General features: G+C 62.3%; 21 protein-coding genes. 13 read left to right on the top strand and 8 right to left on the bottom strand.

The features are described from left to right. The first annotated feature begins 16 nt into the window (after positions 1–16). Both NKH17_RS08945 and NKH17_RS08940 read left to right on the top strand, forming a co-directional pair. A complete protein-coding gene (locus tag NKH17_RS08945) occupies positions 17–988 on the top strand; it encodes an ABC transporter substrate-binding protein (RefSeq protein ID WP_352899992.1) in 972 nt (323 codons plus the stop codon). Positions 989–1,135: 147 nt separating this feature from the next. Beyond that, positions 1,136–1,588 carry a CHRD domain-containing protein gene (locus NKH17_RS08940; RefSeq protein WP_352475402.1) on the top strand — a complete coding sequence of 151 codons (453 nt, stop codon included), beginning with the start codon at positions 1,136–1,138 and terminating at the stop codon, positions 1,586–1,588. A gap of 67 nt (positions 1,589–1,655) precedes the next feature. On the opposite strand, the gene NKH17_RS08935 is transcribed toward NKH17_RS08940, so the two are convergent. From NKH17_RS08935 to NKH17_RS08925, 3 genes are all read right to left on the bottom strand, one after another. Then, positions 1,656–3,305: a thiamine pyrophosphate-binding protein gene (locus NKH17_RS08935; RefSeq protein WP_352475401.1), complete on the bottom strand. Its 1,650-nt coding sequence runs from the start codon at positions 3,303–3,305 to the stop codon at positions 1,656–1,658. Continuing rightward, positions 3,302–4,477 carry a CaiB/BaiF CoA transferase family protein gene (locus tag NKH17_RS08930; RefSeq protein WP_352475400.1) on the bottom strand — a complete coding sequence of 392 codons (1,176 nt, stop codon included), beginning with the start codon at positions 4,475–4,477 and terminating at the stop codon, positions 3,302–3,304. Before NKH17_RS08930 ends, NKH17_RS08935 begins: the two co-directional genes overlap by 4 nt. A gap of 78 nt (positions 4,478–4,555) precedes the next feature. Continuing rightward, positions 4,556–5,491 (bottom strand): alpha/beta fold hydrolase, encoded by a 936-nt coding sequence (locus NKH17_RS08925; protein WP_352475399.1) that lies wholly within the window; start codon positions 5,489–5,491, stop codon positions 4,556–4,558. A 266-nt stretch (positions 5,492–5,757) separates the two neighbouring features. On the opposite strand from NKH17_RS08925, the gene NKH17_RS08920 reads away from it, so the two are divergent. From NKH17_RS08920 to NKH17_RS08905, 4 genes are all read left to right on the top strand, one after another. Then, the gene (locus NKH17_RS08920; RefSeq protein ID WP_352475398.1) at positions 5,758–6,543 is read left to right on the top strand and encodes an alpha/beta fold hydrolase; all 786 of its coding nucleotides are present in this window, start codon (positions 5,758–5,760) and stop codon (positions 6,541–6,543) included. Beyond that, the gene (locus NKH17_RS08915; protein WP_352808117.1) at positions 6,540–6,989 is read left to right on the top strand and encodes a MarR family winged helix-turn-helix transcriptional regulator; all 450 of its coding nucleotides are present in this window, start codon (positions 6,540–6,542) and stop codon (positions 6,987–6,989) included. The genes NKH17_RS08920 and NKH17_RS08915 overlap by 4 nt, the downstream gene beginning before the upstream one ends. A 119-nt stretch (positions 6,990–7,108) precedes the next feature. Further along, a complete protein-coding gene (locus tag NKH17_RS08910) occupies positions 7,109–8,122 on the top strand; it encodes a ribonuclease T2 (protein WP_352799477.1) in 1,014 nt (337 codons plus the stop codon). Positions 8,123–8,196: 74 nt separating this feature from the next. After that, positions 8,197–8,811, top strand: coding sequence for a hypothetical protein (locus NKH17_RS08905; RefSeq protein ID WP_352475746.1), 615 nt, complete (start codon positions 8,197–8,199; stop codon positions 8,809–8,811). A gap of 27 nt (positions 8,812–8,838) precedes the next feature. Here NKH17_RS08905 and NKH17_RS08900 read toward each other — a convergent pair whose 3' ends face one another. Continuing rightward, positions 8,839–10,134, bottom strand: coding sequence for a GGDEF domain-containing protein (locus NKH17_RS08900; RefSeq protein WP_352475397.1), 1,296 nt, complete (start codon positions 10,132–10,134; stop codon positions 8,839–8,841). 241 nt (positions 10,135–10,375) lie between these two features. Between NKH17_RS08900 and ettA the strand changes: the two genes are divergently transcribed. Next, the gene (gene ettA, locus NKH17_RS08895; RefSeq protein ID WP_254819019.1) at positions 10,376–12,025 is read left to right on the top strand and encodes an energy-dependent translational throttle protein EttA; all 1,650 of its coding nucleotides are present in this window, start codon (positions 10,376–10,378) and stop codon (positions 12,023–12,025) included. Between the two features lie 341 nt (positions 12,026–12,366). On the opposite strand, the gene NKH17_RS08890 is transcribed toward ettA, so the two are convergent. Next, positions 12,367–13,134 (bottom strand): DpnI domain-containing protein, encoded by a 768-nt coding sequence (locus NKH17_RS08890; RefSeq protein WP_352808118.1) that lies wholly within the window; start codon positions 13,132–13,134, stop codon positions 12,367–12,369. A gap of 58 nt (positions 13,135–13,192) precedes the next feature. On the opposite strand from NKH17_RS08890, the gene tam reads away from it, so the two are divergent. The 3 genes from tam to NKH17_RS08875 all read left to right on the top strand — a co-directional run bounded on the left by tam (position 13,193) and on the right by NKH17_RS08875 (position 16,018). After that, a complete protein-coding gene (gene tam / locus NKH17_RS08885; protein ID WP_352900002.1) occupies positions 13,193–14,011 on the top strand; it encodes a trans-aconitate 2-methyltransferase in 819 nt (272 codons plus the stop codon). Between the two features lie 128 nt (positions 14,012–14,139). Further along, a complete protein-coding gene (locus tag NKH17_RS08880; RefSeq protein WP_352900005.1) occupies positions 14,140–15,261 on the top strand; it encodes a beta-ketoacyl-ACP synthase III in 1,122 nt (373 codons plus the stop codon). Between the two features lie 139 nt (positions 15,262–15,400). Then, complete coding sequence (locus tag NKH17_RS08875; RefSeq protein WP_352475394.1) at positions 15,401–16,018, top strand: MOSC domain-containing protein; 618 nt, start codon at positions 15,401–15,403, stop codon at positions 16,016–16,018. A gap of 233 nt (positions 16,019–16,251) precedes the next feature. Here NKH17_RS08875 and NKH17_RS08870 read toward each other — a convergent pair whose 3' ends face one another. Beyond that, complete coding sequence (locus tag NKH17_RS08870) at positions 16,252–16,563, bottom strand: DUF2293 domain-containing protein (RefSeq protein WP_352475393.1); 312 nt, start codon at positions 16,561–16,563, stop codon at positions 16,252–16,254. Beyond that, complete coding sequence (gene tsaA, locus NKH17_RS08865) at positions 16,560–17,084, bottom strand: tRNA (N6-threonylcarbamoyladenosine(37)-N6)-methyltransferase TrmO (RefSeq protein ID WP_352475392.1); 525 nt, start codon at positions 17,082–17,084, stop codon at positions 16,560–16,562. Before tsaA ends, NKH17_RS08870 begins: the two co-directional genes overlap by 4 nt. Before the next feature lie 139 nt (positions 17,085–17,223). Between tsaA and NKH17_RS08860 the strand changes: the two genes are divergently transcribed. Both NKH17_RS08860 and metF read left to right on the top strand, forming a co-directional pair. Beyond that, positions 17,224–18,246, top strand: a complete 1,023-nt coding sequence (locus NKH17_RS08860; protein WP_352475391.1) for an ArsR/SmtB family transcription factor — start codon at positions 17,224–17,226, stop codon at positions 18,244–18,246. Beyond that, complete coding sequence (gene metF, locus NKH17_RS08855) at positions 18,246–19,163, top strand: methylenetetrahydrofolate reductase [NAD(P)H] (RefSeq protein WP_254819012.1); 918 nt, start codon at positions 18,246–18,248, stop codon at positions 19,161–19,163. The genes NKH17_RS08860 and metF overlap by 1 nt, the downstream gene beginning before the upstream one ends. A 460-nt stretch (positions 19,164–19,623) precedes the next feature. Here metF and NKH17_RS08850 read toward each other — a convergent pair whose 3' ends face one another. After that, on the bottom strand, positions 19,624–20,541 hold the full coding sequence (locus NKH17_RS08850) for a DMT family transporter (protein ID WP_352900010.1): 918 nt from the start codon (positions 20,539–20,541) through the stop codon (positions 19,624–19,626). Positions 20,542–20,767: 226 nt separating this feature from the next. Here NKH17_RS08850 and NKH17_RS08845 point away from each other — a divergent pair, with 226 nt between their 5' ends. Beyond that, positions 20,768–21,988, top strand: coding sequence for an alanine racemase (locus NKH17_RS08845; RefSeq protein ID WP_254819010.1), 1,221 nt, complete (start codon positions 20,768–20,770; stop codon positions 21,986–21,988). Positions 21,989–22,013 lie beyond the last annotated feature (25 nt).

Raw genomic sequence — 22,013 nt, 5'->3', positions numbered from 1 at the left:
TTCAGAGGGTAAAAACATGAAAAGACTAGTTGTTTCGATGCTGGCCGGCGCAATGTCGCTCGCTGCATATCAGGCCATGGCGGCGGACAAGGTGACGCTGCAGCTGAAATGGGTCACGCAGGCCCAGTTTGCCGGCTATTATGTCGCCAAGGACAAGGGCTTCTATGAGGCCGAAGGCCTGGACGTCGAGATCAAGCCCGGCGGTCCCGATATTGCGCCGGAGCAGGTCATCGCCGGCGGCGGCGCCGACGTCATCGTCGACTGGATGGGCGGCGCGCTAGCTGCCCGCGAAAAGGGCGTGCCGCTGGTCAACATCGCCCAGCCGTTCAAGAAAGCCGGTATGGAGTTGGTCTGCCCGAAGGACGGGCCGGTCAAGACAGAAGCCGACTTCAAGGGCCACACGCTCGGCGTCTGGTTCTTCGGCAACGAGTATCCGTTCTATGCCTGGATGAACAAGCTTGGCCTCAAGACCGATGGCGGGCCGGACGGCGTCACCGTGCTTAAGCAGAGCTTTGACGTGCAGCCGCTGATCCAGAAGCAGGCGGATTGCATTTCGGTGATGACCTATAACGAGTACTGGCAGCTCATCGACGCCGGCTACAAGCCGGAAGAGCTGACCGTCTTCAACTATTCCGCCATGGGCAACGATCTGCTCGAAGACGGGCTCTATGCCCTGGAGGACAAGCTCAAGGATCCGGCCTTCGAGGACAAGATGGTGCGTTTCGTGCGCGCTTCGATGAAGGGTTGGAAATACGCCGTCGACAATTCCGACGAAGCGGCTGGCATCGTCATGGACAATGGCGGCCAGGACGAGAATCACCAGAAACGCATGATGGGCGAAGTCGCCAAGCTGATCGACAATGCCGATGGCAAGCTCGATCCGGCGACCTACGAGCGCACCGCCAAGGCGCTGCTCGACCAGAAGATCATCAGCAAGGAGCCTACCGGCGCCTACACGACGGCGATCACCGACAAGGCCATCAAATAGGGCTGTCAAACTGGCTTGTAGCGGAAAAGGGGCGGGCGACCGCCCCTTTTTAGTGGGATGTAAAATGAACGTTACCGGCGGAAACATCCGCTCGCAAAATCGTTGTGCCGGTGCATCCGCCTCAAGGGTGTCACAACGGAGGTTTCCATGCGCATCCAGTCCTTCACGCCGATGCTTTCGGCGCTGGCCATTTCTGCAGCCATCTTCTCTGCTTCACCGGCCTTGGCCGAAATCATAAAGATGACGGCGACGCTCGATGGTGCTCAGCAGAGCCCACCCGTCACAACGAAGGGCAAGGGCACCGCCACGCTCAGGTTCAACACCACAACCAAGAAACTCAGCTGGACAGTGAGATATTCCGGCCTCAGCGGGCCGGCGAAGGCCGCACACATTCACGGCCCGGCGGCAAAGGGCGAAAACGCCGACCCGGTGATACCGTTCGAAGGCAAGCTGAGGAGCCCGATCAAGGGCTCGGCGACGTTGACCGATGCCCAGGCGACCGATTTGGAGGCGGGCAAGTACTACGTCAACATCCACACTGCGGCCCACGCGGATGGCGAGATCCGCGGGCAGATCGAAAAGGCGCCGTCGACGATGTAGCGCAGCGATCATAGCGCTGCATCAACCTGTTGAAGTTTGGGAAGGGATTCGACCTTCCCGTTGGCGCTCAGGCCCTGTCCCGTATCTGGGTCATGGTCCGCGTCGGCGTGATTGCCTCGGGATCGAGCCTGATCTCGACGATCGACGGTTTGCCGCTGGCGCGGGCGCGTTCGAAGGCCGGCGCGAAGTCGGCGGTCCTCTCGACTGTTTCGCCATGACCGCCATAGGCACGCGCGAGCGCCGCGAAGTCGGGATTCTTCAAATCCGTGGCGACGACACGGCCGGGATATTCGCGCTCCTGGTGCATGCGGATCGTGCCGTAGATGCCGTTGTTGACGACAATGACGATAATCGGCAGTGCGTATTGCACGGCGGTGGCGAATTCCTGGCCGTTCATCAGGAAACAGCCGTCGCCGGCGAAGGCGATCACGTCGCGGTCGGGGAAAAGCTGCTTGGCGGCGACCGCCGCCGGCGTGCCGTAGCCCATCGAGCCGGATGTGGGTGCTGCCTGCGTGCCGAAACGCCGGAAGCGATGGTAACGATGCACCCAGGTGGCGTAGTTGCCGGCACCGTTGGTGAGGATGGCGTCGTCAGGCAGCATCGTTTCGAGATAATTCATGATCGGCCCCATCTGGACGGTGCCGGGGCCGCTCTCCGGAGGCGTCGACCAGTCGAGATAAGCGGCGTGCAGCTTCGCTGCCTCAGCCGCCCACACCGGCCCCGCGGCCGGCTTGCGTCGGGCAAAGGCTTCGACGAAAGCGGCAGGCGAGGCATTAATCGCCAGCGCCGGCCGATAGACGCGGCCGAGCTCGCCGGCGTCGGCATGGACATGGACCAGTGTCTGGTCGGGGTAGGGGCTCTTCAGCAGCGTGTAGTCGGATGACGGCATCTCGCCCATACGGCCGCCGATGAGCAGCACAAGGTCGGCCTGCTTGATGGCGGTTGCTACCTTGGGGTTGATCCCGATGCCGACATCGCCGGCATAGTTCGGGTGGAGATGGTCGAACAGCATCTGGCGGCGGAAGGAGCAGCCGACCGGCAGCGACCAGGCTTCGGCTATCGTCCGCATCCGTGCAACGGCCGGCGCGTCCCAGCGCGTACCGCCGAGGATGACGAAGGGCCGCTTTGCCTTGTTGAGCAACCCTTCCAGCGCGTCGAGCTCGACTTCGCCGGGCCGCGTCTCGACAGGGGTGTAATGCTGGGCTTCCGGTGCCTCGGCGAGGCTGGTCAGCATGTCCTCGGGCAGCGAGATGACGACCGGGCCGGGCCGGCCGGAGGTCGCCACCGAAAAGGCCCGCGTGACGAATTCAGGGATGCGTGCGGCGTCGTCGATCTCGACCACCCATTTGGCGATATCGCCGAAGAACCTGACGTAGTCGACTTCCTGGAAGGCCTCGCGCCCCTTGGCGTGGCTGGCGACCTGGCCGATGAACAGGATGAGGGGGACCGAATCCTGCATCGCGATGTGGATGCCGGCCGAGGCATTGGTGGCGCCGGGGCCGCGGGTGACGAAGCAGATGCCGGGCCTGCCGGTCAGGCGGCCGTGGCAGTCGGCCATCATCGCGGCACCACCCTCCTGGCGGCAGACGATGGTGCGGATCGGTGAATCATGCAGCGCGTCGAGCACCGCCAGATAGGATTCGCCGGGTACGCAATAGATACGGTCCGTTCCGTTGGTTTCGAGCGCATCGACGATGAGTTGTCCGCCGGTCTTCATTTTCCTGACCTCTCCAGTTCGGCAAGGATTTCTTCGGTGTGTTCGCCGAGACGCGGTGACGGACGTTCATAGACCAGCGGCGTGCCGGACATGACCATCGGCGCCCGCACCGAGGGCAAGAGATTGCCATGGCCGTCATTGAGGTCGAGCCGCATGCCGCGCGCGATAGTCTGCGGGTCGGCAAACATCTGGCCTATGTTGTTGATCGGGCTGGCCGGCACGCCGGCGGCTTCGAGCCTGGCCAGCAGCGGATCGCGATCGAAGGCCTTCAGCGCCTCGATCATGTGCTCGCGCAGCTTCGCCCGGTTGGCGACGCGGGCTGGATTGGTAGCGAAGTCAGGGTTCGACGCCAGCTCGTCGAGGCCGACGGCAGCGCAGAACTTTGCGAACTGGCCGTCATTGCCGACCGCCAGGATGATGTGGCCATTTTTCACCGGCACCACTTCGTAGGGCGCGATGTTCATATGCGCATTGCCCATCTGCACCGGCGACTGTCCGGAGACGAGGTAGTTGAGGTTCTGGTTGCCGAGCGTCGAGATCTGGGTGTCGTAGAGCGCCATGTCGATATGCTGGCCTTCGCCGGTCTTCTCGGCATGGCGAAGCGCCGCCTGGATGGCGATGACCGAATAAAGCCCGGTGAAAACATCTGATATAGCGACGCCCGCCTTTTGAGGTTCGCGCCCGGCTTCGCCGGTGATCGACATCATGCCGGCCATGCCCTGGATGATGAAATCATAGCCGGCGCGCGGCGCATACGGCCCCGACTGGCCAAAACCGGTGATCGAGCAATAGATCAGCCGTGGGTTGATTTTCCTCAGGCTGTCATAATCGAGGCCGTATTTCTTCAGTCCGCCGACCTTGAAGTTTTCGATCAGCACATCCGATGTCGCGACCAGCCGGCGCACCGTCTCGGCGCCCTCGGGCGTCGAGAAATCGATGGCGATGGAGCGCTTGCCGCGGTTGCAGGAATGGTAATAAGCGGCTGAAAGGTTCTCGCCGTCATGGCCGATGACGAAGGGCGGTCCCCATTTGCGGGTGTCGTCGCCACCGTCCGGGCTCTCGACCTTGATCACGTCGGCGCCGAGGTCGGCAAGCAGCTGTCCGGCCCATGGCCCGGCGAGGATGCGTGCGAGTTCGATGACGCGGATGCCTTTGAGCGGAGGCTCAGTCATGGATCACCGTGGTTGATCGAAAGTGCAGCCTCTATCAATCCCGCGCGCCGCTGTCACGGCCCTTGCAATGGGCCAGTATCACCGTGCCCTCAGCACGCGATCGGCCCAGGCGGCAAAATCGTCCATGATGACGTCTCGGTTGATCTCGTTCAGGCTTTCGTGGCGGGTTTTGGCGTAAACCTTTGAAACGAGATTCGAAAAGCCCATCATGTGCATTCGGCCGGCAAGATGGCTGACCGCCTTGCCGCCGTGCGAGGCCGGATCTTGCTCGCCTCCGACCAGATTGACGAACAGGTCGCGCCGCACGCCGGAGAAATTGCGGTCGCTGCCGCAATGCAGCGTCATCTTGACGATGTCCTGCCACATCGACACCGATGCGTCCCAGCCGCAGAGCGGGTCGGCGATGTACTTCTCGACTTCGGCGGCATCGCGCGACAGCCAGTCGAATGGCGTCCGGCGATCGGGCACTGCCTTGCCCCAGGCCCGGAACGTCAGCCGGGGCAGCATGCGCGACGGTACGTCTGAGCCAAGCCGGAACCTTTCCCAGGCAAGCACGCCCAGCGCGATTTGGCCGAGCCGTCCGGCCGAGAAATTGCCGTTCCAGATCGCGGTGGCATGGATGCGCGCCGAGTGGTGGAGGACAAAGTTCAGCGCGACCGACGCGCCCAAGGAGTGGCCGAAGACGATGACCGGCAGGCCAGGTTGTTCCCTGGCGATGAGATCATGGACGGCGGCGACATCGGCGATGACCTTGGCACCGCCATCCGCATCGGCGAACCTGCCCGGTGGCGCATCGGGCGCCTTGGTGGCGCCGTGGCCACGGTGATCGTGCGCGTAGACCTGGTAGCCGCGCTCGCCGAGGAAATCGGCGAAGCGGGCATAGCGCGCCGCGTGCTCGGCCAGCCCGTGATTGATCTGGACAATGGCGCGCGGTTGGCCGGTGGCGTGTTTCACATAAAGGTTGAGCTCGGCGCCGGTCGGCGATGCCAGCATCCTCTGCTTGTCAAATGGCATGTCTCGCTCCCGTCGGCGACTGTTGGGCGACGCGGCGATCGACGTCAAGAGACGTAGGTACCCATTCGACGGCAATTGACAGTATACTGTCAATGTGATTACATGACAGCATACTGTCAAATTGTCAGCGGCAGATTGCGGGTATGACTGTGAAAACCACCGGGGCCATTTCGCGGCGTGCAATCTTGCTGGCGGGCTTCGCCTTCACGACGGCCACCCTGTTGTCAGGGATTGCTGCGTTCAGTCAGGAAACCAGGGAGATGACCATGATGACGTCCACTGTTCCAGGCCCGCAAGGCCAGCTTGCCACTTACAGGATCAACGCTGGCAATGGCCTGCCGATCATGTTCCTGCATGGAGATTGCAGCCGCGCTTCCCACTGGGACCGCGTGATGCAGCTCTCCGTCGAAGGCCGCGAGGCGGTAGCCTTCGATTTTCGCGGTCATGGCGCCTCCGCGCCGGCGCAGGACGGTGACTACGGTTATGACGGTCGTGCAATGGATGTCGGTGCCGTGGCCGACGCGTTTGGCCTGAAGCGGTTTCTCATTGTCGCGCACAGCGGCGGCGGTGGCGTGGCGCTCGCTTATGCCGCCAGCCATGCCGACCGGGTCGCCGGTGTCTTGCTCGTCGACCCGGCGACCGATCCTCGTGCGCTGCCGCAGGCGATTCGTGACGGCTTTGTCCGCGATCTGGCCGGTCCGCAAGGCCGTGATGTCCTGAACGCCTATTACACGTCGATTGCCGGCCCTAACGCGGCTGTTCGCCAGCGTGTTCTGGCCGATGCGGCAGTGGTCGATCCGGCGGCGAGGGCAGGTGTCGGCAAGGCGCTGGCCGAATGGAACCCGGAGCCGGCACTCGATGCGTATCGCGGGCCTATGTTCGTTTTGGCTACCGAGGCCAGTGACACTCCAGCCGCGCTCCACCGGCTGCGCACGGACATTCCGCGCCAGATCGTGGCGGGCAGCGGCCATTGGGTGATGCTTGACAAGCCCGAGGTCGTAGCCGAAGCCGTTAATAATTTCGTCGCGACCATCGAGGCCGGCCAGAAATGACGACCAGGACCGAAGCGGCAAATGTGCTCACCGAACTGGTGCTTGCCGTGTTCAGGATGAACGGCAGTTTTCTGGACGCGGCCGACCGGCTGGCCGCTCCAACCGGGCTGACGGCAGCGCGCTGGCAGGTTTTGGGTGCAGTTTTGAAGGAGCCGAAATCTGTGGCCGACATCGCCCGCGACATGGGTCTCGCCCGTCAGAGTGTACAGCGGCTGGCCGACATACTGGCTGCGGAGGGGCTTGCCGTCTACGCCGACAACCCGGCGCATCGCCGCGCCAAGCTGTTGTCGATAACCGATGCCGGCCGGGCAGCGGTCAAGAATATCGGCACACGCCAGCATGTTTGGGCGAACCGCATTTCGGAGGGTATGGACGCCGACGCGCTGAAAGCCTCGCTTGATGTGCTGCGCACCCTGACGGAACGGGTGGAGGCGGGCGGATCCTGATCGACCACGCGGGAGCCTCTCAATGCGCTGGCGATTGTTTTTACGGCCGGCGAAAGAAATCGTAATTCTGACATGTCGCAAGTTTCTAGCTTGCGGCGTGATTCACGAGGAGTGCCGGAATGCGGATTTGGGCGATATGGGGGGCGGTGTTTCTTGCGTTTGGCGGCGCAAGCGCAGCGCGGGCCGATGTGAAGATGACCGGCTCTTTCGTCGCCGACGCCGCCTGTCCGGCAACGCAGGCGATCAAGAGCGGCAAGAATCCCGGCAATGTCTCGACCGCGGCTGGTCAGAGTTATGATCTGCTGGCCGGCAACAAGGACGCGCCTACTCACTATCTCATTCGCGTGCCGGGCGCCGATCCGGAGCGCCGCTGGGTCAAGATCAGCTGCGGTCACGTTTCGGGCGACAGCGCGTCGACGATGCCTGCTGCACCGGCGCCTGCCGAGCCGAACAAGCCATCGGCGTCCGGAAAGCCGGAATATGTCTTCGCGCTGAGCTGGCAGCCTGCTTTCTGTGAGACCAAATCCAGCAAGACCGAATGCCGGGCGCAGACCGCCGCCGGTTTCGATGCGACCCACTTCACCTTGCATGGATTGTGGCCGCAGCCGAACGGAAATTTCTATTGCCAGGTCGCGGCAAGCGACAAGGCGAACGACGATCCGGCACACTGGCGGGATTTGCCGCCGGTCACCCTCGACCCGAAAACGCGATCGGAACTCGACCAGGTGATGCCCGGCACCGCGTCCGCCCTCGAAAGGCATGAATGGATCAAGCACGGCACCTGCTACGGCAAGAGCCAGCAGGAGTATTTCTCCGACGCCTTGAACCTGATGCGCGCGATGAATGCTTCGCCGGTGCGCGATCTCTTCATCAAGAACATCGGCAAGCAACTGACATCCGATCAGATCCGCAGCACCTTCGACGTTACCTTCGGCAAAGGCGCGGGCGACCGGGTCCGCGTTTCCTGCGTGGTCGATCCCTCGAACGGCAGGCGGCTGATCGGCGAGCTGACGCTCGGCCTGACCGGCCCGATTGCGTCGAACGCCTCGCTCGGTGCCCTGCTGCTTGCCTCGGCGCCGACAGCCAAGGCCGGCTGCCCGAAGGGCGCGGTCGATGCCGTCGGGTTCCAGTAAACAGGCCGTACGCGACTGTCGCTTTGCACCGGGGATGGTATGATCCCGGGGGGTATCATTCGCAGGGGGTGGCGATGAGTGGCGTGACGAGCGGCGCGCTGGCGCGGTTGGCGTTCTGGGCCAAGGGCATGACGGCGACCCGCGACGGCCATATGGAGTGGCCGGGCTTTTCCTACACCGAAGTGGAGTGGGCGCGCATGGCCACGCTCGCCAAACCCGTCGACGGCGGCACGTACCAATTGTTCACGCTGGTCAACGCGGCGATCTTCATCGCCATCGCCGCGTTCGGGATATTCTGTATCTTCCTGCCGCTGGCGGCGCTGCTGTTCCCGCTACCGGCCGAAACCAGTGCGCAGAAGTTTTCGCTGCTCCTAGCGGCATGCGCCTTGCTGATCATCGGCATCGGCCTGCCTATCTCGCTGCGTCTTTCGACCGCGCTGGTGGCGCCGAAGGCAATGCGGGCCGCACTTGTCGCCGTGCCCGGCGATCAGGCGCTTGCGGCAAAAGTGTCATGGCAGATCAACCGGATCACGCTCGTGCTCTGCGGCCTGCTGGTACCGGGCATTCTTCTGTTCATTGCCTACGACATCGAAGCCGGCCCGATTATTACCGCGTTGAAATGGCTGGCGATCGCGCTGATGGCGGTTTCGGTTGCGATCGGCGCATGGCAGCGGCGCAAACAACCCTGATTGAGCCAATCGCAGGCCAGGGTAGCGTTACGCGCCGGCGCTGCGCTCCGGCCTGGTCCATGTGTTGCGCCCGTCTGCTTCGTTGCCGCCCGGTTCGCCGACAACGCGATCGCGTCCCGTGGATTTGGCCTTGTAGAGACGCTGGTCGGCCAGCGCGAAGAGATCGGCAAGGCAACGGGTCGTCTCGCTGACCGTCGAGATGCCGGCGCTGACGGTAATGTCGAACCGGCTGGTGCTCGCGGACGTCTTGACCGCTTGCCTGACGGTCTCGCCCAGCAGTCTGGCGAGCGGCTGCGGACGCCAGCCGAGGATGGCGAATTCCTCGCCGCCGATCCTGAACAATTGATCGTCGGTCCCGACAAGTTCGCCAAGCAAAATTGCCAGGGCTTTCAGCACCCTGTCGCCCTCGGCATGGCCGAAGCGGTCGTTGATCGATTTGAAATGGTCGACATCGATGATCAGCAGGCTGAGCGGCCTGGCGGTCCGCAGGCTGGTGGCCACGGCGGCCTCGCCGTCGCTGTCGAAGCGCCCCCTGTGCAGGAGGCCGGTGAGGCCGTCGCGACCGACATGCTCGACCAGCGCCTCATAGCGCTCGCGATAGGTCAGCGTGTCGAAAATGTCGGAAAGCCCGCGCGGCGCCGGCACCTGCCGCGCCTCGAACCACCTGATATAGGTGACCAGCATGGTGCTGTAGACCACGGCCGCTGCCATCTTGGCGAACCAGCCGCCGAAAAACACGGCGACCGGCGCACCGGTGACGAAATGCAGCGCCGTGAAAAAACCTGCCTGGTCGAAGGTGAGCACGCAGGCGACGCAGACCAGGATGCGGGTGAAAAGCGCCTTGCGCAGATATTTGCCGAGCTTTTCATAGAGCAGAATGACCAGGATGGCGTCGACGAACAGCAGCGTCGTGCCCCACACCATCAGCCAGCCCATCTCGTCGATGAAGCCGATGTCGGGAAGCTTGCCGTCGGGCAGCGGTGCGATGTCGTGCAGGCGCAGGATCAGCACGAGCCCGATCATCAGGGCATTGCCGAGCAGCAGGCCGTAGATCGGCTGGCGGACAGTTGCCGCGTCCTCCTTGATGTAGAGCAGGAGCAGCATGACCAGCTTGCCGGAAAAGAGCACGGCCGAACCCGGCGATACCATGCCGAACGGCAGCGCGACGTAGAAGACGCTGGCGAGATAGGTTTCCAGGAAATGCATGACGCCAAGGGCGCAAACAAAGACGCCGAGGCCGATGCGGCCCCTGAACCGGAAAAGCGTGACCATGATGCCGAAATAGAGAACCGCTTCGGCAAAAAGCAGGAAACTGTTCAACACGGCCCGATCTCTCTCCCCGAAATCGCGGCTGCCAGCGATTTCCTATCCAACATTGTTTGACGCGGAATGGTTAACCGGAGCTTTCGCCTGGGTGCCGGCACGAAATGAAGCGGCTAAGCGTTTGTGGGTGCGACCAAATCCGCTTGGGGCCAAAACTGTTTGCCGTTCGGGGCCGCATCGCTTACATAGCCCCCAACTTCCATTCAATCCGACATCAGTCGACTTTTCAGGGAAAGCGCGCGTGGCACGCCAGTTCATCTATCACATGGCCGGCCTCAACAAGGCCTACGGCACCAAGAAGGTGCTCGAGAACATCCATCTGTCCTTCTACCCGGACGCCAAGATCGGCATCCTCGGCCCCAACGGCGCCGGCAAGTCGACGATCCTCAAGATCATGGCCGGCATCGACAAGGAGTGGAGCGGCGAGGCCTGGCTGGCCGAGGGTGCTACCGTCGGTTACCTGGCGCAGGAGCCGGCGCTCGATCCGAACAAGAACGTGTTCGAAAACGTCATGGAAGGCGTCGCGGCCAAGACCGCCATCATCGAGCGCTACAACGAATTGATGATGAACTATTCCGACGAGACGGCGGACGAGTCGGCCAAGCTGCAGGACGAGATGGACCGGCTCAACCTCTGGGATCTCGAACAGCAGGTCGAGATGGCGATGGAAGCGCTCGGCTGTCCGCCCAAGGAGGCCGATGTCACCAAGCTGTCGGGCGGCGAGCGCCGCCGTGTCGCGCTCTGCCAGCTCTTGCTGCGCCAGCCCGATTTGCTGCTGCTCGACGAGCCGACCAACCATCTCGACGCCGAGACGACGGCGTGGCTGGAAAAGCATCTGCGTGCCTATCCAGGCGCGGTGATGATCATCACCCACGACCGCTACTTCCTCGACAATGTCACCGGCTGGATCCTCGAGCTCGATCGCGGCCGCGGTATCCCGTACGAAGGCAACTACACCAAATATCTCGAAGCCAAGGCCAAGCGGCTCAAGCAGGAAGGCCGCGAGGACGATGCCCGCCAGCGGGCGATCGGCCGCGAGCGCGAGTGGATACAGTCCAGCCCGAAAGCCCGGCAGACCAAGTCGAAGGCCCGTATCCAGGCCTTCCAGGATCTGCTGGATGCAGCCGACAAGCGGCGTCCGAGCGACACGCAGATCGTCATTCCGCATGGCGAGCGGCTCGGCAATGTAGTGATCGAGGTCGAGGGCCTGTCGAAGGGCTTTGGCGACACGCTTTTGATCGACGACCTCGAATTCAAGCTGCCGCCGGGCGGCATCGTCGGCGTCATCGGCCCGAACGGCGCCGGCAAGACGACGCTGTTCCGCATGATCACCGGCCAGGAAAAGCCGGACGCCGGCACCATTCGCGTCGGCGAGACGGTCAAGCTCGGTTATGTCGACCAGAGCCGCGACGCGCTCGACCCGACCAAGACCGTCTGGGAAGAAATCTCGGGCGGCGCCGAAGTGGTCAAGCTCGGCAAGTTCGAGGCCAACACGCGCGCCTATTGCGCGTCGTTCAACTTTCGCGGCGGCGATCAGCAGCAAAAGGTCGGCAACCTGTCCGGCGGCCAGCGCAACCGTGTGCATCTGGCCAAGATGCTGAAGACCGGCGGCAATGTGCTGCTGCTCGACGAACCGACCAACGATCTCGATACCGAAACGCTGGCCGCACTCGAAGACGCGCTAGAAAACTTCGCCGGCTGCGCCGTCATCATCTCGCACGACCGCATGTTCCTCGATCGTCTGGCGACGCACATCCTCGCCTTCGAGGGCGACAGCCATGTCGAATGGTTCGAAGGCAATTTCGAGGATTACGAGCAGGACAAGATCCGTAGACTCGGGCCGGACGCGGTCAACCCGCACCGCATGACGTATAAGCGGCTGACAAGATAGTCCGTGCGCCTCGTTTAGAATTCTCTGTCGAGTGTCTCTATGAAGTCCTCGGCGAGTTTGGCTGAAGAGAACCGCGCAACTTCCCGGTAGTCGGGGTGGTGTTCTGCCGTCGGTGGCGAGTTAAGGACTATAAACGCGTCGTTCTCTTGAACCACAATGTTGGTCAGATCGACGCTATCGATGGCTGTCGCATTGCGCGCTTGGCAATATGGACACTCGTCGTCACAGGCGCAGGACCAATCAGTAGCCCAATACCTGTGACATTTATAACATCTGTAGTTGTTGAGATACCAAGCCATTCTTAGACCTGACCAAAAACGATCTGACGTAGATCACCTGCGTTATCGCGCTACCTGATATCGACCACGGGACAGGAACCTAAGATATCCCTTGTCGCGAAGAAACTGAAGTTGTTGACGGATTTTAGGTCTAATATTCTGGTTGTTCGGGTAAAGGAGAGCCAACTGTGGCTCAAATGCGTAGGCCTGGTCGATGTCAAATTCGTCTGTGCCGATCGACTCGATACATCGCATGACCTCAACGAGCCATCCCCTGGTGTCGTGGGGCGCATCGCGTAGGAACACAGTTCGCTTCCAAGCTGCCAAAACCTCTTCTTTCGAGGTGATCACACCGTTTCTGACAAGGTGGATTCTTCCCGCTTCAGGGACCCGGCTAAGAAGGATATTCGAACCAATCCAGCCGGCGCGGCGTGCTGCTTGGGAGAGCGGCGTCCTGCGTTCTACGATTGCTGGCGTGAAAAAATGTTTTGGGATAACGCAGACGGACTCCACCAGTCGCTGGTTAAAATCGTATTTGAGTAGAAAAAAGTTGGGGTTCGTTGACGAATTCAGCCGCTCGATTTTTCTGCTATACGCACCATTGGCGAGTTTTCTGCCGAACGGTTTCTTTGCGCTTTTTAGTTCGTATTGATCATCGCACTTATCGCAGTAAAAATCGGCAACAGGGAGATTTGCCGGAAACTGCGTCAGGCGCGAATTCCCGCAGTTGGGGCAGTATAGCCATTCTGACGCCCACCGCTCCGTCCAGATTCTCGCGCTTTGCGAACCGCTGTCGTATGCTGCTTGAGTCTCTTGGAATCCCATTTTCATGGTCAAAGGGTCTACGCAATATGCGTGAACGTCAATCAACGCATGGCGGCGAGTCGTTATGACGGCACAGAAAGATTCACGGGGCGGAAAGTTAACTTTCAAAACAGGAAAAGACTGGTCCGCCGCCCTCTACCTGAAATTCGAGGATGAGCGCACGCGGCCGGCGCGCGATCTCGTTGCACAGGTGCCGGTGCCAGAACCGCGCCTGGTGGTCGATATTGGCTGCGGACCGGGCAATTTGACCGAATTGCTGGTCGAGCGCTGGCCGCAGGCGCAAATCAGCGGCTTCGATACCTCGCCCGACATGATCGAGAAGGCCAAGGCGCGCCTGCCCGGCGTCAGCTTTGCGCTGGCGGATGCGGCGGCGTGGCAGCCGACCGAACCCGTCGACGTGATCTTCGCTAACGCGGTGTTCCAGTGGCTGCCGGAGCATCCGGCAGTCTTCCAGCGGCTGATGGGATTCTTGGCTCCCGGCGGCGCGCTTGCCGTGCAGATGCCGGACAACATGGCTGAGCCCTCGCACCGGCTGATGCGCGAGACCGCGGCCGAGATGCCGTTCACCGAAAAGCTCGAGCGCGCGGCTCGCGCGCCGCTGCCGCCGGTCTCGTTCTATTACGACCTTCTGTCGCCGTTCTCGGATCGGCTCGATATCTGGCACACGATTTACAACCATCCGCTGGCCGATGCCGAGGCGATCGTCGAATGGGTGAAGTCGACGGGGCTGAAGCCGTTCCTCGATCCGCTCGACGAAGACGAGCGGCAGCTTTTCCTGAAGCGCTACACGGCCGGGATCAGCGAAGCCTATCCGAAAACGGCAAGCGGCAAGGTGTTGCTGCGCTTTCCCCGTCTCTTCATCGTGGCGCGGCGCGCTGCTTAGGAACTTTTAGACCCTTTCCAGGGACTTGATTTAAGCCGGCATAAACTGGCTAGGTGCAAAAGAGGTTGCGCCGAGCTTTTTGCGGCGCGACATGAAGCCGCAACGCCTGCGCACGGGACGAACTGAAAATGCATCGCGTCATCATCAGCGGCATCGGCGTTGAAATCCCCGGGGCTTCGATCACCAATGAGGAACTCGTCGCCAGCTTCAACAGCTGGGTGGACATGGAGAACGTCCGCCGCGAGGTGTCCGGCGAGCCGCTGCTGCAGAAATCGGACAGTGCCTTCATCGTCCATGCCTCGGGCGTCCAGACCCGCCATGTCATCGAACGGGAGGGCATCCTCGACCCGACCCGCATGGCGCCGCGCTTCCCGGCGCGGCCCGACGATGCGCTGTCGCTGGAGGCCGAATTCGGCATCGCCTCGGCCAGCAAGGCGCTCGATCATGCCGGGCTAAAGCCAGGGGATATCGACCTGGTGATCTGCTCGGCCTCGCATCATCAGCGGCCCTATCCGGCGATCGCCATCGAAATGCAGCAGGCACTGGGCACGAAGGGCGCCGGTTTCGACATGGGGCTTGGCTGCTCTTCGGCGGCGGCCGCGTTGCACATCGCCGTCAACCTGGTGCGGGCAGGGGCGCACAAACGCGTGCTGGTGACGACGCCGGAGATCATCACCGGCCATCTCAATTTTCGCGACCGGCAGACGCATTTCATCTTTGGCGACGCTTCCGTGTCGATGGTCGTCGAAGGGCTCGCCCAGGGCGAGAAGCGGCCGGGCCGATTCGAGGTGCTGGATACGCGTACCTGGACGCAGATGTCGAACAGCATCCGCACCAATCTCGGTTATCATACCCGCGCCACCCAGGACGATCCGTATATGATCGATCTGGAAGGCAATCTGATCAAGCAGATCGGCAACAAGGTGTTCAAGGAAGTCACCGTTGCCGGCCACAAATTCATCGTCGAGTTCCTGGCCGAGCACGGGCTGACGCCGCAAGCGATCCGGCGCTTCTGGCTGCATCAGGCCAATGCGCGGATGAACGCCATGATCCTGAAACTGTCGTTCGGCCATGACGTCGACCATGACCGCGCGCCGATGGTGCTGGAGCGCCTCGGCAACACCGCCGCCGCCGGCGCCATCATCGCCCTGTCGGAGAACCATGCCGACATGAAGGCCGGCGACTACGGCCTGCTCTGCGCGTTCGGCGCCGGCTACTCGATCGGCGGTGCGCTGTTGCGCATGCTCTGACTATTTCGGCGCGGACGGCACAGGCATTGGAGCGCGCCTGGCAATCGCATCAGTCCGCTTGATCGGAGCATCAGCGCTTTCGACTGGACCTGATGAGCTGACCGCAGCTAATTGCGCGTATCACGCGAGGCACGAACCCATGCCGGATCTTTTTCCCGAAGCCGAAACTCCGGTCGAGATCGTGCCCGCGCGAAAACTCGCCGCCAGGGTGGCAGCGCTTTACCTCGCACCGTTCGATCATTTCGAGACACGGGCAGTGGATACGTTGCAGCTCGGCTTCGACGGCATCGATGGCGATTTCCACGCCGGCACGACGCGGCGCTCCGGCGGGCGCGAGCCCTGGTATCCGCGCGGCACCGAGATGCGCAACGAGCGGCAATTGTCGATCGTGGCGGCGGACGAACTGGCAATCGTCGCCGAACGGATGGGCATCGCCGAGATCAAGCCGGAATGGATCGGCGCCAATCTCGTGATCGAAGGCCTGCCGCACCTCTCGATGTTGCCATCCGGCACGCTGCTGTTCTTCAAAGGCGGCGCAACCGTCAAGGTCGACGCGCAGAACGGGCCTTGCCGGATCGCGGGCAGGTCGGTCGCCGAGCATGCCGGGATAGCCGACGTCGAGGCCGGCGCGCTGCTGTTCCCGAAAGCAGCGAAGCGGTTGCGCGGGCTCGTCGCCTGGGTCGAGAAGCCCGGCACGATCACTGCCGGCGAGGAGATTTCGGTGCGCGTGCCGGAGCAGTGGATTTACCGGGCCTGATTGTTTTCTAGGCAAGGCGGCAAAGCCAGGCAAAGCCGCGCGCTGCGTATTTTGTTCTTGCTTTGTTCCGGCAGCTATGCTACTAATTTCGGCATGGTGCTAATTGGCTCCAACGATCCGCCCTCCGAGGCGGTTTTTTTGTTTCTGGCTTTGAAAGTTCCGATGTTGCCGGACTGACGTCGGCAGGACAGAGGGGGGCGCCGTAGAACTCGACGCGTGTATCTGCCATCGCTCTATTCCTCGTCCTCGTCATCGAGCAGACGGGTGGCACGCCAGCGGGTTAGCACGATGTTGGTTTGCTCGATGACGAAGAAGCGCGCGGAATCGCGGTCATAGCCTTCGGCCAGCAGCTTTTCGTAGTCGGTATGGGCGTGGCGAATATGCGCTATCGTCGCCAGCCACACCGCAATGCTCGGTGGCAAGGTCTTCATGTGCACGGCGCCGGCATCGGAACGGATCTTTTCCATGTCGGCATAGGGCGCCAGCGGCAGGAGCGCTGTCAGTGCCTTGGCGATGGCGCGGCGGCGGCCGGTCGGGGCGCTCACTGCCCGTCCGATCTGGACGACTCGTCCCGCCCGGCCATGGTCGCCTCGGCGAAGGCATCGGTCGAGGCGAAGTAGGGCTTGATGTCGATGACCGGCGTGCCGTCGAGCACGTCGATGGCATCGAGATCGATGCGGCCGGTATCGATATCGACGGCAACCAGCCTGGCGACATGCAGTCCGACAGGATTCGGCCGGGCAGGGGAGCGCAGCGAAAAGACGCCTTTCGGCTCTGTGGCATGGCGGGGTTTCTGGACAATCAGTTGCCGCGGCGCATGGTGCAGCCAGGACAGGACGATCACGTGGCTGGCGCGTTCCAGCCCAAGCAGGCCATCACGATAAAGCGGGTCGATGACCAAGTGCGCCGGCTGTCCCGTCTCCCGCGCGGCCTCCATGTTTTTGGGGCAAGTCTCCCGCGTGATCCAAGGCGAAGCGATGCGGCCGATGAAGACGACATGGCCATCCGGCGGCATCGTTGCCGGGTCGGTTTCCAGGAGCTTTTCGCCGCTGCGCGTTTCGAACATGGGCCTCGCCTCGATGCATCCGGCTTTGCGCGATCCGCTGCGCATGCGTCATTTTCTTGTCCGGAAGCGACATAGCGCTTGCAAACCCATCAAAACCGACATAAACATATGTTTATATCTTTTCAAAGAGAATGCTCGCATGCATGTCGCTCTCGACACGATGGTAGATACATTGAAGGCGGCTGCCGAATCCAGCCGGCTGCGTATATTGGCGCTGCTGTCGCGCGGCGATCTGACCGTTTCAGATCTCACCGAAATCCTCGGCCAGTCGCAGCCGCGCGTCTCGCGCCATTTGAAATTGCTGCTGGAGGCAGGGCTGATCGGCCGCTACCAGGAGGGCTCGTGGGCTTTCTTCCGGCTTTCGGATTCCGACACGTCGCGCGATTTTGTGCTCAGGCTGGTCTCCGGCATCCGCGGCGCCGATCCGCAGGTCGAGCGTGATCTCGAACGGCTGGCCGCGGTCAAGCGCAAACGGCAGGACCGGGCTGCCGAATATTTCTCGGTCAACGCCGCAAGCTGGGACCATATCCGCTCGCTGCATGTGCCGGACCGCGCCGTCGAAGCAGCTCTCATCAAGCTCGTCGGCAAGCGGCCGTTCCAGTCGATGCTCGATCTCGGCACCGGCACCGGACGACTGCTCGAGATCTTTTCGCCGCTCTATCGGCGCGGTATCGGCATCGACATGTCGCGCGAAATGCTGACGGTGGCGCGCGCCAATCTCGACAAGGCCGGCGTTTCGAATGCGCAGGTGCGGCAGGGCGACATTTTCGCGCCGCCGGTCGAACGCGACGCCTTCGATCTCGTTACCATCCATCAGGTGCTGCACTATCTCGACGATCCTGCCCGCGCCATCCGAGAGGCGGCGCGTCTGTTGCGCCCGGCCGGCCGGCTGGTGATCGTCGATTTCGCGCCGCACACGCTGGAGTTCTTGCGCGAGGAGCACGCGCATATGCGCCTCGGCTTTTCCGACCGGCAAATCGCCGACTGGTTCTCCGAGGCCGGCCTCGACCTCGAGGACAGCCAGGAATTCGAACCGCGCGGTGGCAACGAGGCCAAGCTCACCGTCAAACTCTGGCTCGGCCGCGATCGGCGCATGCTGATTGCCGAGCCTTCCAACGACAGACAACCGGCCAATGCGTATCCGATAGGGGAAACCGCCTGATGAACCAGTTCCGCTTCTCCCGCCGTCCCGACATCGGCGACAAGGTCAGGGTGTCGTTCGAGTTCTTTCCGCCGAAAAACGACGAGATGGAAGCAAGGCTGTGGGACACGGTCACCCGGCTGGAGCCGCTCAAGCCGAAATTCGTCTCGGTCACTTATGGCGCCGGTGGTTCGACCCGCGAGCGCACGGCCCGCACCGTCAAGCGCATCCTCAACGAAACGTCGCTGACGCCGGCGGCGCACATGACCTGCGTCGACGCGGCACGCCACGAGGTCGATGCGGTGATCCGGGAGTTCGCCGATATGGGCGTCAAGCGTTTCGTCGCCCTGCGCGGCGATCCGGCCGAGGGGGTCGGCGCGGCTTACCGGCCGCACCCGGAAGGCTATGCCAATGGCGCCGAATTGGTCGATGCGCTGAAGGGCGCCGGCGATTTCGACATATCGGTCTCGGCCTATCCGGAAAAACATCCGGAGAGTCCGGATTTCGCCACCGATTTCGACATGCTGAAGCGCAAGGCCGACAATGGGGCGACGCGGGCGATCACCCAGTTCTTCTTCGACAACGATCTCTATGAGCGCTATGTCGAGCGGGCACGGCGGGCCGGCATCTACATACCAATCGTGCCGGGCATATTGCCGGTGCACAATTTCACCCAGGTCGCCAACTTCTCGGCGCGGTGCGGCGCCTTGGTGCCGGCATGGCTGGCCGAGCGTTTCGATGGGCTGCAGAACGATCCGCAAACGCATGCGCTGGTGGCATCTGCCGTGGCCGCCGAGCAGGTGCTGGACCTGGTCGAGCGTGGCGTCGGCGATTTCCACTTCTATACGATGAACCGGGCCGATCTGGTCTTCGCCATCTGCCACATGATCGGCATCAGGTCGCACGAAGTCGAGGCGGCGGGATCCGCCGCGGCGTAAGGCGGCAAGCTCCTTTTTGAAATGTCAAAGATCGGGGGAATGCAAAGGCCGGGCAAAATGCCCGGCCTTTTCAATGGTTTGTAATATTCGGTGCTGGTCTTCCCCCGCTCAGCGGCCTTATGGAAGGACGCCCATAATGAGGGCGCCGATGAATGCAAACGCAGCACAAATCATCAATGCGTTGATCGGCCTCGTCAGTCCCATGTCATAGCCTCCTCTTAAGAGCTATGGCGAGAGTCTAGGGTCATTTGTGCCACAGGCAAGCAGAAACTTTGCTGCAATGCGACGAGATTGTGGAATTTGCGACCTGCCGTTTGCCGTTAGGTATTGAAACTCTTGGTCAAAAGCCGGCGTTGGACCTGTGAATAATTTGTGGCGAAGCCGGGGCAACAACGAGAATGGCAGCGCTACCGCAGCGGAAATCGGAATCGATTTCGAGCTGAGAGTTGGGGAACATGCTCTAACGCCGCCCGAACAAGCGACCGTCGATGGTGACGAGGCCGAGCGCAATCAGCGCCATGCCGCCCAATTCGAACAGTTCGAGCCGCTCGCCCAGGAACAGCAAGCCGAGCAGGATCGCACTGGCCGGCACGATGAGCGTGACCAGCGAGGCGTTGGTGGCGCCGGCCGAGGCGACGAGGTTGAAATAGAGGATGTAGGCGAAGGCGGTCGACAGCAGCGCCAGCGCCAGCACCGCCGCCCATACCGGCGGCGAAGCCGAAAACAGAGTGGCAGCGTCATAGGTGAACAGAACGACCGGGATCATGATGATGGTCGAGCAGGTCAATTGTCCGGCGGCAATGACCGGTGACGGCACACCCTTGAAGCGGCGGGCAATCATCAGCGCAACCGCATAGGTGACCGAGGCACCGATGAGCGCGAATTTCGCCCAGACCGGGCCGCCGAGCCCGGCAATCAGTCCAGGACCGATCATCACCGCCGTTCCCGCGATACCGAGGGCGATGCCGGCAAGCTTGTTCCATGACAGTTTTTCGTCGCTGGTCAGGGCGTTGGCGAGGATCAGCGTCCAGAACGGCGTGGTCGAATTAAGCACCGAGGCGACACCGGCGCCGAGCTCGGTCTGGCCGGCAAAGATCAGCGAGAAAGGGATGACATTGTTGGCGAGCGCCAGCAGGAAGAACAGTCCGGCATGTGGGAAGGCGAGGCGAAAGGATGGACCGCGAACCGCAAGGTAGAGCTGCAACGCGGTCGCCGCGATGGTGACGCGAAACAGCACCAGCACCAGCGGAGGAAGTTCCGACACCGCAATCCGGGCAAAGAAGAACGAACCGCCCCAGATGGCGCCGAGCAGCAGAAGTTGCGCCCAGTCCTTGAGCACCATCGGCCCGCGCATCGTGGTGGTGGCAGCTATCGCCATTGGTCGTCCTCCCAGACGAGATGCCTTGCTCTCTTCAGGCATCTGTTCACGCTCTACCCGGTCCGGCGGCAAGGGCCACCCGAAACCTGAGTGATGGCCTAGCTCGCTCATAACCGGCGCACAGAACGGCGTAGCGCCGCGAAGCCGGGGCGGCGAGACATAGAATTGTTTTCATTAGCCGCTAGCTTGGATTAATTGTGCGCAGCCTCAGTCAAGGGATTCGTCCATGCAGCGATTCGAAAATGCCCGCGAGGCAGCGCTGGCGCTTCGCCCGGACGATCCGATCTATTGCTTCCGCCCGCAGGTGCTGAAGGCGGACGCCAAACAGTTCATGGGCATGTTTCCCGGCAAGACCGCCTATGCGGTCAAGACCAATGGCGAGCAGATCGTGCTCAATGCGCTGGTCGAGGCCGGCGTCAGCGCCTTCGATGTGGCCTCACCCGGCGAATTCGCCGCCGTGCGCGCCGTCTCGCCGGACGCCGAGATGCTCTACATGCACCCGGTGAAGGCGCAGTCGGACATCAGGCTGGCGCTGGAAAAATACGCCATTCGCGTCATTTCGCTCGACCATGAGGACGAGATCACCAAGCTGACCAGGGTGGTGCGGGCTCTCGACATCGATCCGGGCGCCATCACCGTGTTCGTGCGCATCCAGACGAAAGGCTCGGCGGCCTACGAACTGTCGAAGAAGTTCGGCGCCGGACCGGCCAACGCGGTCGAACTGGCCGAACGGCTGAACCGGACCGGCTACAAGGTCGGGCTGTGCTTTCACGTCGGCAGCCAGATCGAGGATCCCGACACTTACGAGCGGGCGCTGGCCTCCGCCGACTGGGTGCGCAACCGCGTCGGCTTCGATATTGCCGGGCTCGATGTCGGCGGCGGCTTTCCCGCCGAATACGGTCATGATCCGAACAGCCGCAAGCCGGAAATGCCGTCGCTCGGCCAGATCATGTCGCGGCTGTCGGGCGACCTCCAGGAGTACCAATTCGACCAGATGCAGCTGGTGGCCGAGCCCGGCCGGGTGATCGTGGCGCGCTGCCTGTCGCTGATCGTGCGCGTGCTGCTGCGCAAGGGCAAAAGGCTCTACATCAATGACGGCATCTGGGCGTCGCTGTCGGATTCATGGACCGGCAAGATCACGCTGCCGGCACGCTTCATCCCCGATCCGGCGATCCGCTCGCGCAATGGCGAGGACAAGACCATCGTGCCGTTCAAGGTCTGTGGTGCGACCTGCGATTCCGTCGATATACTGTCGCGGCCGTTCTGGCTGCCCGAAACCGTCGATACCGGTGACTGGATCGAGATCGGCCATATCGGCGCCTATTCGCTGTCGCTCCGGACACGGTTCAACGGCTTCTATCCCGATACTTTCGTCGAGGTGGCGACGCCATTCGACGAAGGCGATGCACCGCAGGGGTTTGCCAGCCTGGAGACGATGGCGGATTAGTTGATGGTGAATGGAAGCGGTTCTT

This window comes from Mesorhizobium sp. M1334 (assembly GCF_040317995.1).
Taxonomy (GTDB): Bacteria; Pseudomonadota; Alphaproteobacteria; order Rhizobiales; family Rhizobiaceae; genus Mesorhizobium.
This window is presented reverse-complemented; position numbering and strand designations above follow the sequence as displayed.